Raw genomic sequence first — 12,777 nt, 5'->3', positions numbered from 1 at the left:
ATTTGAAGAACCTAAGTAGACATTACTCTAAGGTGTCTTGGGTGTTATGTAACTTCAAGGTATAAGCGGAGATGTAACAAAACTTCGACTTAGGTGTAGTCGATTCCATTGTTGTGCTGGATACGGTAATGATGAAAAACGCCTGAGTGATAAATTAGAAGTCTCTTGGACATTATTTTGGAGAGGCACTGTAGATCAATGATTATATAGAAAGGGGTGTTTATATATGAAGAAAACAATTAAAGAACAAAAGTTGGTATTAATTATACTTCTTAGCAATATATTCATTGTATTTCTAGGTATAGGTCTCATCGTCCCCGTTATGCCGTCTTTTATGAATATCATGCATTTATCGGGAAAAACGATGGGCTATCTTGTCGCCGTACTTGCGGTAGCACAACTGCTTATATCACCGCTCGCAGGACGATGGGTTGACCATTATGGCAGAAAGAAAATCATCATAAGCGGTTTGTTTCTTTTTGGTGTTTCAGAACTTATCTTTAGTTTAGGCACGACTGTATCAGTGCTTTATATATCAAGGATTCTAGGGGGGATTAGTGCTGCCTTTATTATGACAGGCGTTACTGCATTTGTTGCAGATATTACATCCGTTCAGGAACGTCCAAAAGCGATAGGCTATATTTCTGCCGCCATTAGTACTGGCTTTATTATCGGACCTGGCATCGGTGGCTTTATTGCAGAATACGGTATACGTATGCCCTTCTTCTTTGCGGCAGGCATTGCCTTTTTAGCATGCATTTCATCCATATTTATTTTAAAAGAGCCGCTAACAAAGGAGCAGATTGCAGAAATTTCTGCAAATACAAAGCAAACAAACTTAATAGGCGATTTCAAAAGATCACTTAATCCACGTTACTTTACTGCCTTTATCATTGTGTTTGTACTTGCTTTCGGATTATCAGCATATGAAACAGTTTTCAGCCTATTTTCTGATCATAAATTTGGCTTCACGCCGAAGGAAATTGCAACTATTATTACAATCAGCTCAATCTTCGGAGTTGTTATTCAATTATTTATGTTTGGAAAAATGGTAGATATACTTGGTGAAAAGAAACTAATTCAATTATTGTTAATTATAGGTGCAATATTGGCAGTGGCATCTACTGTAATCTCTAGCTTTTTAGCAGTGCTAGCGGTAACTTGCTTCATCTTCCTCGCATTTGACTTGCTTCGCCCGGCATTGACGACTTTTTTATCAAAAGCTGCCGAGAAAGAGCAAGGATTTGTTGCTGGAATGAACTCAACCTATACGAGCTTAGGTAATATCGGAGGGCCAGCCATGGGTGGAATATTATTTGACGTAAACATCCACTATCCTTATCTTTTCGCTGCTGTCATTATGGTCATTGGCTTCGGTATTACAATTATGTGGAAAGAAAACCGGTTGGGAGAAAGCTTAGCGAAAAACTTGAGATCCTAGTGGGGATAGTAAAAAAAACCGATGATTTAAGGGACTGACCCCATAAGATGAGACAAATAAAAAACACCTTCAGGTTTGAAAATGGATAGTTGTTATCCGAAATAAGACTTGGAGGTGTTTTTTGTATGGGAACAAGAGTGAGTTATCCGATTGAAGTCAAACAGAAGGCTGTAGAAATGAGATTGGCAGGCGTGCCTATGAAAGAGATCATGCAGGAATTGAATATCAAGAATAAGACGCAGGTTCAGACATGGGTTAGGTGGCATAAGGCTGGGGATACACATCGATTCGAACAACCTGTTGGTAAGCAATACACTTACGGAAAAGGTCCGGAGTATGCTTCCGAATTAGAGAAACTGCAGGCAGAGAACCGTTATCTGAGACAACAGAATGAAGTTTTAAAAAAGTACAACGAATTGGAAAGGAAGTTGATAGCCAAACGTCAGTCGAACTTGTAGAAGTATTGCACAGCACAATGACCGTACAGGATATCTGTGTTCATTTAGGTATCTCACGAGCGTCTTATTATCGTTGGAAGAAGAACCTGACGAAAGATCATCCCAAGTGCCATTTGAAAAAACAAATCGGCACGTTGTGCCGAGAGCACAAGTATCGATATGGATATCGAAAAATTACAGCTATATTAAAAAAGGGAATGCGTATTAACCATAAAACGGTTCAGCGTATCATGCAGAAAAATCAGTGGCAGTGCCGGGTTAAGGTGAAAAGGCGCAAGAAGAATGGGCAGCCATATGCCGTGGTCGATAATATATTAGATCGGAACTTTCAGTCTGATCATCCTCTTGAAAAACTAGTAACGGATATCACGTATTTGCCTTATGGACAGAAACAATTGTACCTTTCCAGTATATTGGATGTATACAATGGAGAAGTGATTGCTTTCACGATTGGAGATAAGCAGGACACAGACTTTGTCTTAAACACACTTGATCAGCTGCCAACACTGCCTCAGAACTGCGTGTTACATAGTGACCAAGGATCTGTGTATACATCTTATGAGTATCAGAAAGCTGTTAAAACAAAAGGCATTACCATGAGCATGTCCCGCAAAGGGACGCCCGCTGATAATGCCTCCATCGAATCGTTTCATTCCTCACTAAAGTCTGAAACGTTCTATCTTAACAGCATTGATCGAACCACGACCGCCATCGTAGAACGCACTGTCAAAGAATACATTTATTATTATAACAACATTCGTATTCAAACGAAACTAAACAGCCAATCACCGATAAGCTATCGGCAATTGGCTGTTTAAAAGGTGTTTTGATCCCTGTCTCAAAAACGGGGGTCAGTCCCTTAAACCTCGGTTTTTTTATTTGTTTTCATATTCTTTGAAAATGACCTTATTTGGACAAACAGCTGTTACATAGCATTACCCAAGGGGTGATGCATTATGAAGGTAATCATCATCGAGGGACCGCAAGCTGAAAAATGCATTAACGATTGCTATCATTATTTAATAAAACTTTATAGGAAGGAGATACAGGGTGATCGCAATATATGTAAGGGTATCAACCGAGGAACAAGCGATCAAGGGATCGAGCATCGACAGCCAGATCGAGGCCTGTATAAATAGGTGTGTTGAAGCATGCTATGAAGGGGTTTCTAGCGCGAGCTTTTATAACGTCCGGCTTTGGATTGCTTGAGAGAGGATGCAAGTAAGCAAGTAAAGGGCTTTTAAGTAAAGTCATCTGTTTCTCGGAGAGCTTATCAGCGATGACAAAAAATGATTTTCATAACTCTTTCATATATTCTTTCTCTATTTTTTTAAAAAGAAACTTTAATGAAATAGAGAAAGCCGGAATATTAGATCCGGCCTTTCTAAATCATTTCCCCTTTGCTTTCTTTCGCTTTTCCTTCTCCGCCCGATAAAACTCATGAAACATCTTCATCAGCGCCCGTTTTTCAATCCGTGATACATAGCTGCGCGAGATACCGAGTTCTTTGGCAATCTCACGCTGCGTTTTTTCCTTCTTCAAATCAAGCCCAAACCGCCCAACAATCACTTCCTTTTCACGGTCATCTAAAATGTCAATGTATTGCTTCACTTTTTCAAGCTCCATATTGAGCTGAATCGTATCAATCACGTCTTCGTTTTCTGATTTTAGTACATCGATCAGGCTTATTTCATTCCCTTCCTTATCCTGCCCGATCGGATCATGAAGGGAAACGTCTTTTTTTGTTTTTTTCAATGCGCGTAAATGCATGAGAATCTCATTTTCAATACACCGCGCAGCATACGTCGCCAGCTTTGTCCCTTTTCCGGCGGAATAGCTTTCAATTCCTTTGATCAGCCCGATTGTTCCGATGGAGATTAAGTCCTCTGCATCCTCACCTGTATTTTCGAACTTTTTCACAATATGGGCGACCAAGCGAAGATTATGCTCAATCAGCATGTTTCTGGCATGTTCATCTCCTTTAGCCATGAGCTCTAAGTATTTTTTTTCCTCGCTGCTTGAGAGCGGTTGTGGAAAGGCATTGTTTTTCACGTAAGATACTAAAAAGACAAGCTCTTTAACAACAAAGCCGAACGCTGCGAAAACACCTGTCACCATCGTCACCTCCACAAAAGTATGTAGGCAAAAGCCTATATGTAAATGTATGTGAGCAGGAGGCTGTCTGTGTCTGTACCGGGAAATTTCTCGCAGGGGAGCTTGGCTTTCGTGAGCAGCAGGCCAACTTCAAATTTTAAAAATAATCTTTATCATGCGCCCATACATTGAAATGAACGATGTATGGGGGGATGGGAATGAAAAAATGGATGGCAGGCCTGCTTCTTGCTGCAGCAGTTTTTCTTTGTTTAGTGGTTCCGCAGCCGATCAAGAGCGCTTCTTTGTATGACAAAGTGTTGTATTTTCCGCTGTCTCGTTATCCGGAAACAGGGGATCATATTAGAGATGCGATAGCAGAGGGGCATTCTGATATTTGTACCATCGACAGGGATGGAGCGGACAAAAGGCGAGAGGAATCATTAAAAGGAATTCCGACGAAGCCGGGCTATGACCGGGATGAGTGGCCAATGGCGGTTTGCGAGGAAGGCGGCGCAGGAGCTGACGTCCGATATGTGACGCCTTCTGATAATCGCGGGGCCGGCTCGTGGGTAGGGAATCAAATGAGTGGTTATCCTGACGGCACCAGAGTGCGGTTTATTGTGCAGTAATCGAGAAGAGGCTCTTTCTTGAGCCTCTGTTGTTACGATCCATCGCGATGCTGAATGTTCGGAGGATAGGTTTCTGCTTTTCGCCAATACTGGCGTGTGCCTTCGTCTCGAACAACTATGCCCAACTGTGCAAGCTCGAGACGGAATTCTTCCACATCGTCTGTTTCCTCGTCTTTCAGTGCTTTGTGACGAGCTTTCAATAATGCATGGGCACCTGGCGAGAGTTCTGGTGCATCAGGTATCCACCGGCGAAATTGATCTTTAAACGGATCACCATCTGCTGCCCATTCGTAATTGTGCTTTCTAAAGGCCTTCTCGACCTTTTCAGGTTTTTCATCAATTTCTTCTCGTGCCAATTCATATCCGGCTGTTCCTAGGAGGACAAGCCATTTGTGATCGATAAACACAAGAGCGATGTCGTCGGAACGAATCGTTTGCACTTTCTTTCCTTTGATTAATTCCACTGTGTCATCTGTAATTTTTACAGACAGCAGCATTGCAATAACAGAATGAGCGAACCAAATCCCTGCACACATGCCAAGCATCGCAGTGATAAATTCAGTTAGTGACCCTTGAAAAGAGGTGACCAGCCGAAGCGGTCCCTCAAAAGGAATCCACGGGAGGGATAATGCCCATTTCGCAAACTGCGGGATAAAATACCCGATCGTAAGTCCGATGATTGCAAGTGCGGTGTATAAAAGAGATGCAGCGGTTTTCGTAACTCCAATGAGAGTATGAGATTGATCCTGCAATATGCCACCTTCTTTTACTGAATAAATCGAATTCTCCCCCATATTTTAACTTAAATAGATGGTAAATCAAGGATAAAATGATGGTTTTTGATATAAAGGGAGAGTCGGTTATGGGGGAACAAAAAACATAAGCAACGCACCTGATTTTACAGTCGTGCAATTAGAGCTGTTTCGAAAAAAAACAAGCGGAAGAACATACAAATCACAAAGGAGAGGGGACAGTTAAATCCTTTCGGCCTCATTTTATACGTATCACAATACAGTTCACAGGGAACATAAAGAATAAAGGCTTTTTAAACAACCGGGAGGAACAGACATGAAAATCGGATTAATCGGCTTAGGGAAAATGGGCATAAACATGGGAAAGCAATTCATTGACCGCAATCATCAAGCGGTCGGATATGATGTAAATCAAGCGGCTGTCGATGAACTGAAAGCATATGGGGCTGAGGGGACAACAAATCTAAATGAGTTGATTTCTTCATTAGACACGCCGCGTATACTATGGGTTATGGTACCGCATGGCGTTGTCGATGCTGTTTTGCGTGATGTGACACCTTTATTAAGCAAAGGCGATATTATCATTGAAGCCGGAAACTCTCATTATAAAGAATCGATTCGCCGCTACAATCAAATGAAAGAAGCGGGGATATATTATTTCGATGCGGGAACGTCGGGCGGAATGGAAGGCGCGCGCCATGGAGCCTGTTTTATGGTGGGAGGTGACCCCGAGGCATGGGAGATTGTAGAGCCGCTGTTTCGAGACACTGCCGTCAGAAACGGATATCTTTACGCTGGTGAAGCGGGGAGCGGACATTTCTTGAAAATGATTCATAATGGCATTGAGTACGGAATGATGGCGGCAATCGGTGAAGGATTCGAAGTGCTTGAAAACAGCCAATTTGATTTTGACTACGAAAAGGTTGCCAGAGTGTGGAATCATGGCTCTGTCATTCGCTCTTGGCTTATGGGGCTGACTGAGCGTGCTTTCTCTAAAGATGCGAAGCTGGATCAGATCAAAGGCATTATGCATTCCTCAGGTGAAGGAAAATGGACAGTGGAAACAGCGCTTGATCTGCAGACCGCAACTCCGGTAATCGCCATGTCGTTACTGATGAGATACCGTTCTTTAACAGACGATACGTTTACAGGAAAGGTTGTCGCTGCGCTTCGAAATGAATTTGGAGGCCATGCGACAGAAAAAAAGTAAGGGGGCGAACAGGCCACCTTATTTTTTTTGCACTTTCAGCAGATGAGGGAACTTTTTATAAATGATCAGCATAATGATCAGAATGTAGGCTCCGTAAATGCTGAAAGACAGTAATTTATTGCTGGTAAAATTGGCACCTGCAATGGTGACAACGACAATATTCGGGATTTTCCCTATGAAAGACGCGAAGAAAAAAACATGCCAGCGAACCTGACTCAGCCCGCATATCACATTCATTACAAGAGAAGGAATGACCGGGATGAGCCTTCCTAATAAAACAGCGGTAAAAGCATTTTTGTGAAAGGAAGCCTCGTAGCTTTGGATGGCAGGATAGGCCTGAACTTTTTTTCTGGCCCAATCTCTAAGGCTGTACCTGGCGAGAAAAAACAGCATCATCGTACCAAGCATTGAGCCGGTCAGTGTAATCCAGATCCCATTTGCCATTCCGAACACAGCGCCATTTAAAGCCGCAACCAAAGCAAACGGCACAATTGGGAAAAAAACATCGGCAGCAATCAGCAGCATACTGAATAAAACAGAAAACATTCCTCCTGCTTTAATCGCATCAAGCCAAGCTTCTTTCTGAAAAAAACCGACTGCAATGATAGTAATAATTATGATGATACCTAGTATCTTTTTTAACATTTCTATGGTCACTCCCAACTAAGATGATGTCAGGAGCCAAAACCTCCGTCATCTAGAGTTAGTATAACTGGTGTCATTTCAGCGGTTCAACTGAAAACCATGTTTAGGTTGAGAACACAATTCTTTTTTATCTTGTAAAATAGGCTGTCCATCTTTCTGTTTTCTGCATTTTTTAATAGTAGGGAGGGATGGAAATGGTAACGATAAAAAAGGATTTTATACCGACATCGAACGATAATCGTCCTGGCTATACGATGACACCTGCTTACATTACGGTGCATAATACAGCAAATACCGAAAAAGGCGCGAATGCGAAAATGCACGCCAACTATGTGAAAAATCCAAGCACATCTGTCAGCTGGCATTTTACAGTTGATGATTCAGTTATCTATCAGCATCTTCCGATAGATGAAAACGGCTGGCATGCGGGCGACGGCACAAATGGGACAGGGAACCGCAAATCGATCGGGATTGAGATCTGCGAAAATGCTGACGGCGATTTTGAAAAAGCAACAGCAAATGCCCAGTGGCTGATCCGGAAACTAATGAAGGAAAACAATATTCCACTGAAACATGTCGTTCCCCACAAAAAATGGTCCGGAAAAGAATGTCCGCGCAAACTCTTGGATCGCTGGAATTCTTTTATAAACGGAATTTCTTCTTCCGATACACCTCCAAAAGAGTCGTCTCCAACATATCCGCTGCCGTCAGGTATTATCAAACTCACTTCGCCTTATCGTAAGGGCACGAAAGTCCTGCAGCTGCAAAAGGCTTTAGCCGCGCTTCATTTTTATCCTGATAAAGGTGCCAAAAATAATGGGATAGACGGAGTTTACGGACCGAAAACAGCAAATGCCGTCAAGCGTTTTCAGCTCATGAACGGATTAACTGCTGACGGCATCTATGGACCAAAAACAAAGGCCAAGCTTAAATCGAAGTTAAAGTGAATGCAGGGGTAAGGATAACCTGTTTCCAGTGCGGATACAGGTTATTTTCTTTCCTATTGCTTGCGGGTTTTTTCGATTGAGAAGAAGGGAATTTTAAAAGAATCACCTGATATGCAGAAATGAAAGCAGAATGATTTTCACTAAGGGGGACACGTTAACAATAGGAAAAAAACAGTGATAACGAAAAAACTCTTCGTTGAACGAAGGGGAACAGAGGTATAACATTAAGATGAGGCTTTTGGGGGTGTAAAGATGAAGCATTTTTTGATCCTTTTCCTTCTGCTGTTCGTTACAGCAGGATGCGATGGGAAGGGATACGAAGACGTTGTAGCATTTGGAGACAGCAACACGCGAGGCTCAAATTGGGATTATCGCGATTATCCAAAAGCACAGCAGTGGGTCAATATATTAAAAACGGCTGAACGCGGAAAGCTTGATATACTCAATGCGGGAATTGGCGGACAGACGACAGAGGATGCCCGTTTGCGGTTTCAGACAGATGTGCTGGATCAAAAACCGAAGCATTTGTTTATTATGTTCGGCACGAATGACGCAGCGATACTGACTGAGGGGAAACCGAGAGTGTCGAAGCAGCGTTTTAGAGAAAATCTGGTTTATTTTATTAAAGAAAGCAGAAAACACGGTATCAAGCCAATCTTGATGACGTGTATCCCAATTATTGAAGGAAACGGGAAGCACCACCTGTTTTACTATTCCAGATATAAAGCAGCTGCTTTTGAACCGAAAGGCGGGGCGAGGAAATGGCACAACTCATACAATGATATTACAAGAGATGTGTCGAAGCGCCTGGACGTCCCTCTTGTAGACAACTGGCAGCATTTTGTAGAAGAAGACGGCGGAAAAGCAACTGATGAAGCGCTTATCCAATCCGGTCTGATAGATCCTTCAGGCAATCATATGACACCTAAAGGGGCAAGGATTATATATGAAGGAATACAAGATGGGCAGGTTCTGAAGCGCTGAGCCGGACAACGGCCTAAGCCGTTTTATTTCACCTACATAGGCTGTTAAAAAACCTTATTAAAGGAGGCACTTCACATGTGCAGCGGTTATTCCTATTCGTATCCTTTCGGCAGCTGGCCATACGCCAGTCGGGCATATGGATACGCTTTTATCGTTGTTTTAGTTGTTGTTCTCCTGGTTGTGGGCGGCATATATTGGTTAGCATAGTAACCGTCCCTTTAAAACACCTCTTTTTAGGGGTGTTTTTTGCTGAAAACAGTAGTAAAGCGCGTAACCGAAGTGATATAATATCAGTCATCTGAGTAAAAAAAGGAAATACGCCCGGAAAAAATAGACAAATTCCTATTAAGAAGATACGGAAATAATATGTCCGAGCGATCTTCTTTTTATTTCGTTTTCAATTAACTCGATAAAGTCACGGTTTAAATTCATTTCGGTGGCTTTGAAATAAGACTCTATTAGTAATTCATCAGACAGTTTTCTCATGCTAGGAACCCAATTAATGGGAGAGACACCTCCTTAAAAGTTGGAATCATTCATGATTTTAACGCATACATTGATAAGTTGCGTTCCTCTGAGGCTGAAGTTATCTTTAATCTACCATGAATTTCATATAAGAACAATCGTTCTGTTATCCACACCAGAAAGTGGATAACTTGTGAGTATCGTGTTTATAATTTGTCTAAAGAGTGATGTAATAAGAGTGGATAGTGTGTGTAATTTTATCCACACCTGGTGAAGAAACCCAATTTTTGTCGAAATTTTTTTGCTCAGTTTTTCTTTAGGCGCAAGTTCGATTTTTTTCGACAATCATTTTAAAGAGAAAGAAAAGGGAAGGGTGCGGGTTTTGTTAAAAAAGTTTTTTTTACCTGACGAGTTTGTAAAAAATATTTTTCATATTACACCTGAGAAATTAAAGGAACGAAATGTAAAAGGAATTATAACTGACCTGGATAATACGCTTGTTGAGTGGGACAGACCGAATGCGACGCCGCGTTTGATCGAGTGGTTCGAAGAAATGAAGGAGCACGGCATTAAAGTGACGATTGTCTCTAATAATAATGAAAGAAGAGTAAAACTTTTCTCAGAACCGCTTGGAATCCCATTCATCTATAAAGCAAGAAAACCGATGGGCAAAGCCTTTAACAGAGCGGTGCGCAATATGGAGCTGAAAAAAGAGGACTGCGTTGTTATCGGAGACCAGCTTCTGACCGATGTACTCGGGGGAAACCGAAACGGCTACCATACGATTTTGGTCGTACCTGTCGCTTCCTCTGACGGATTCATTACGCGCTTTAACCGCCAGGTCGAACGCAGAATACTGAGTGCTCTCAAACGAAAAGGGCACATTCAGTGGGAGGAGTAAGAAATGGAAAAGGTTGTTTGTATCGGCTGCGGAGTTGCAATCCAAACCGAGGACAAAACAGGTCTGGGATACGCGCCGCCTGCATCGCTTACGAAAGAAAATGTGATTTGCCAGCGCTGTTTCAGACTGAAAAACTATAATGAAATACAAGACGTCTCCTTAACGGATGATGATTTTTTAAACATTCTTCATGGAATTGGGGAAACAGATTCTCTCGTTGTTAAAATTGTTGATATTTTTGATTTTAACGGCAGCTGGATCAATGGGCTGCAGCGCTTGGTGGGAGGAAACCCTATCTTATTGGTTGGCAATAAAGCCGATATTTTGCCTAAGTCACTGAAAAGAGAACGTCTGATCCAGTGGATGAAGCGTGAAGCGAAAGAGCTTGGCTTAAAACCGGTTGACGTATTCTTAGTCAGTGCTGGACGCGGCCAGGGGATCAAAGAAGTCATTGATGCAATTGAGCATTACCGCAACGGCAAAGACGTCTATGTTGTCGGGTGTACCAATGTAGGGAAGTCAACCTTTATTAACCGGATTATTAAAGAAGTGTCAGGTGAAGAAGATATTATTACGACATCCCAATTTCCGGGCACAACCCTTGATGCAATTGAGATCCCGCTGGACGATGGCTCAGCGCTTTATGATACGCCGGGAATTATCAACCACCATCAAATGGCGCATTATGTTAATAAAAAGGATTTAAAAATATTATCTCCTAAAAAGGAGCTGAAGCCTCGCACATTCCAGCTTAATGATCAGCAAACACTGTATTTTGGCGGACTTGCAAGGTTTGATTATGTGTCCGGGGAAAGATCTCCTTTTATTTGCTATATGCCAAATGAGCTGATGATTCATAGAACAAAGCTGGAAAATGCAGACGCGCTTTATGAAAAGCATGCAGGGGAATTGCTCACACCTCCGGGAAAAGACGAAATGGATGAGTTTCCGGAATTAGTGGCCCATACGTTTACGATCAAAGACAAAAAGACAGATATCGTTTTCTCTGGGTTAGGCTGGGTAACAGTGCATGATGCCGATAAAAAAGTAACTGCTTACGCGCCAAAAGGCGTTCACGTATTTGTTCGGCGCTCATTAATTTAATGAAAAGGGGAGAGGAGTATGAAAAAGCTGTACGGGGTTATCGGAAATCCGATTGGCCATTCCATGTCACCTGATATTCATAATGCATCATTGAAAGATCTCGGTTTAGACGGACATTACCATGCCTTCAAAGTAGAAGAAGATGATCTGGAAGATGCGGTAAAAGGAATAAGAGCACTTGGTATACAAGGAATCAATGTGACTGTTCCGCATAAGGTTTCCATTATGGATTATCTGGATCATATTGATGAAAGTGCAAAAGTGATCGGTGCCGTAAACACGGTCAGAAGAGAGGGAGACAAGCTTGTCGGATACAATACCGACGGGGAAGGCTTTGTAAAGTCATTAATGAAGGTATTGGACAAGCCCATCTCTGAACTGTCATTCTTAATGATCGGTGCGGGCGGAGCGGCAAGAGCCATCTTTACAACAATCGCCCGTAATATCCCAAAAAAGTTTGACATCTGCAATCGGACGTTAGAAAAAGCAAAGCAGCTTACAGAATCCACTCCCTCGTTCCATAATAAAGAAGTGTTAAGCATAAAAGAAGCAGAAGAGCGGCTTGAACAGTATGATGTTATTATCCATACAACGTCTGTGGGCATGTACCCGAACGTGGACGATGTGCCGCTTTCATTACAGCGTGCTGCAAGCAGTGCCGTTGTTTGTGATATCGTGTATAATCCAATTCAGACGGCCCTTTTAAAACAAGCAAACCAAAAAGGCCTGAAAACACTCGATGGAGTGGGCATGTTTGTTGAACAGGCGGCATTGTCTTTTCAATTGTGGACTGGGCGAGAGCCTGATATTGAAAAAATGAGATCAATTGTAATAGGAAAATTAGGAGGAAAAGAATGTTAACAGGTAAACAAAAACGTTTTTTGCGTTCAAAAGCGCATCATTTAACGCCGATTTTTCAAGTAGGTAAAGGCGGAGTAAACGACAACATGATTAAACAAATTGCCGAGGCGCTTGAAGCGAGAGAGCTGATTAAAGTCAGTGTTCTTCAGAATTGTGAAGAGGATAAAAACGATGTTGCGGAAGCTCTCGTAAAAGGAAGCCGCTCTCAATTGGTGCAGACAATCGGCAATACAATTGTGTTATATAAGGAATCAAAGGAAAATAAACAAATCGAGCTTCCTTAAAG

Annotated in this window: 15 protein-coding genes and 2 pseudogenes; 12 read left to right on the top strand and 5 right to left on the bottom strand. The window is 42.1% G+C overall.

From position 1 onward, the window contains the following. Positions 1–226: 226 nt before the first annotated feature. The 3 genes and pseudogenes from M1M80_RS13225 to M1M80_RS13215 all read left to right on the top strand — a co-directional run bounded on the left by M1M80_RS13225 (position 227) and on the right by M1M80_RS13215 (position 3,034). Positions 227–1,441, top strand: coding sequence for an MFS transporter (locus tag M1M80_RS13225; protein ID WP_060399070.1), 1,215 nt, complete (start codon positions 227–229; stop codon positions 1,439–1,441). Between the two features lie 125 nt (positions 1,442–1,566). Next, positions 1,567–2,717, top strand: a protein-coding gene (locus M1M80_RS13220) for an IS3 family transposase (protein ID WP_134981034.1) whose coding sequence is annotated in 2 segments (ribosomal slippage) — positions 1,567–1,840 and positions 1,840–2,717 — 1,152 coding nt in all. Because the reading frame shifts where the segments join, the coding sequence is not laid out codon by codon here. Positions 2,718–2,855: 138 nt separating this feature from the next. Continuing rightward, positions 2,856–3,034: pseudogene (locus tag M1M80_RS13215) on the top strand (hypothetical protein). Between the two features lie 122 nt (positions 3,035–3,156). Here the strand turns inward: M1M80_RS13215 and M1M80_RS21715 are convergent. Beyond that, positions 3,157–3,223, bottom strand: a pseudogene (locus tag M1M80_RS21715) (hypothetical protein); the annotation flags it as partial. A gap of 65 nt (positions 3,224–3,288) precedes the next feature. After that, a complete protein-coding gene (gene sigK, locus M1M80_RS13205; RefSeq protein WP_003237137.1) occupies positions 3,289–4,017 on the bottom strand; it encodes an RNA polymerase sporulation sigma factor SigK in 729 nt (242 codons plus the stop codon). Between the two features lie 194 nt (positions 4,018–4,211). Between sigK and M1M80_RS13200 the strand changes: the two genes are divergently transcribed. Continuing rightward, positions 4,212–4,622: a NucA/NucB deoxyribonuclease domain-containing protein gene (locus tag M1M80_RS13200; protein ID WP_003237136.1), complete on the top strand. Its 411-nt coding sequence runs from the start codon at positions 4,212–4,214 to the stop codon at positions 4,620–4,622. 32 nt (positions 4,623–4,654) lie between these two features. On the opposite strand, the gene M1M80_RS13195 is transcribed toward M1M80_RS13200, so the two are convergent. Next, the gene (locus M1M80_RS13195; RefSeq protein ID WP_080429113.1) at positions 4,655–5,377 is read right to left on the bottom strand and encodes a YqeB family protein; all 723 of its coding nucleotides are present in this window, start codon (positions 5,375–5,377) and stop codon (positions 4,655–4,657) included. 313 nt (positions 5,378–5,690) lie between these two features. On the opposite strand from M1M80_RS13195, the gene gnd reads away from it, so the two are divergent. Then, positions 5,691–6,584 (top strand): phosphogluconate dehydrogenase (NAD(+)-dependent, decarboxylating), encoded by an 894-nt coding sequence (gene gnd / locus M1M80_RS13190; protein ID WP_060399067.1) that lies wholly within the window; start codon positions 5,691–5,693, stop codon positions 6,582–6,584. Between the two features lie 18 nt (positions 6,585–6,602). On the opposite strand, the gene M1M80_RS13185 is transcribed toward gnd, so the two are convergent. Continuing rightward, positions 6,603–7,229 (bottom strand): TVP38/TMEM64 family protein, encoded by a 627-nt coding sequence (locus tag M1M80_RS13185; RefSeq protein ID WP_060399066.1) that lies wholly within the window; start codon positions 7,227–7,229, stop codon positions 6,603–6,605. A gap of 194 nt (positions 7,230–7,423) precedes the next feature. Here M1M80_RS13185 and M1M80_RS13180 point away from each other — a divergent pair, with 194 nt between their 5' ends. From M1M80_RS13180 to M1M80_RS21555, 3 genes are all read left to right on the top strand, one after another. Continuing rightward, positions 7,424–8,176, top strand: a complete 753-nt coding sequence (locus tag M1M80_RS13180) for a peptidoglycan recognition protein family protein (protein WP_060399065.1) — start codon at positions 7,424–7,426, stop codon at positions 8,174–8,176. A gap of 252 nt (positions 8,177–8,428) precedes the next feature. Continuing rightward, positions 8,429–9,160, top strand: a complete 732-nt coding sequence (locus M1M80_RS13175; protein WP_060399064.1) for an SGNH/GDSL hydrolase family protein — start codon at positions 8,429–8,431, stop codon at positions 9,158–9,160. A 75-nt stretch (positions 9,161–9,235) separates the two neighbouring features. After that, positions 9,236–9,367: a hypothetical protein gene (locus tag M1M80_RS21555; RefSeq protein WP_019258943.1), complete on the top strand. Its 132-nt coding sequence runs from the start codon at positions 9,236–9,238 to the stop codon at positions 9,365–9,367. Between the two features lie 138 nt (positions 9,368–9,505). Here the strand turns inward: M1M80_RS21555 and sda are convergent, their stop codons facing one another. Next, a complete protein-coding gene (gene sda, locus M1M80_RS13170) occupies positions 9,506–9,646 on the bottom strand; it encodes a sporulation histidine kinase inhibitor Sda (RefSeq protein WP_003226124.1) in 141 nt (46 codons plus the stop codon). Positions 9,647–10,007: 361 nt separating this feature from the next. On the opposite strand from sda, the gene M1M80_RS13165 reads away from it, so the two are divergent. The 4 genes from M1M80_RS13165 to yhbY are packed head-to-tail and all read left to right on the top strand — an operon-like array spanning position 10,008 to position 12,775. After that, positions 10,008–10,526: a YqeG family HAD IIIA-type phosphatase gene (locus M1M80_RS13165; protein WP_003226126.1), complete on the top strand. Its 519-nt coding sequence runs from the start codon at positions 10,008–10,010 to the stop codon at positions 10,524–10,526. 3 nt (positions 10,527–10,529) lie between these two features. Next, the gene (gene yqeH, locus M1M80_RS13160; RefSeq protein WP_003237122.1) at positions 10,530–11,630 is read left to right on the top strand and encodes a ribosome biogenesis GTPase YqeH; all 1,101 of its coding nucleotides are present in this window, start codon (positions 10,530–10,532) and stop codon (positions 11,628–11,630) included. An 18-nt stretch (positions 11,631–11,648) separates the two neighbouring features. Continuing rightward, positions 11,649–12,491: a shikimate dehydrogenase gene (gene aroE / locus M1M80_RS13155; RefSeq protein WP_060399063.1), complete on the top strand. Its 843-nt coding sequence runs from the start codon at positions 11,649–11,651 to the stop codon at positions 12,489–12,491. Continuing rightward, a complete protein-coding gene (yhbY, locus tag M1M80_RS13150; protein ID WP_003226133.1) occupies positions 12,485–12,775 on the top strand; it encodes a ribosome assembly RNA-binding protein YhbY in 291 nt (96 codons plus the stop codon). The genes aroE and yhbY overlap by 7 nt, the downstream gene beginning before the upstream one ends. The last annotated feature ends 2 nt before the right edge of the window (positions 12,776–12,777 follow it).

This window comes from Bacillus inaquosorum (genome assembly GCF_023238325.1).
GTDB lineage: Bacteria > Bacillota > Bacilli > Bacillales > Bacillaceae > Bacillus > Bacillus inaquosorum.
This window is presented reverse-complemented; position numbering and strand designations above follow the sequence as displayed.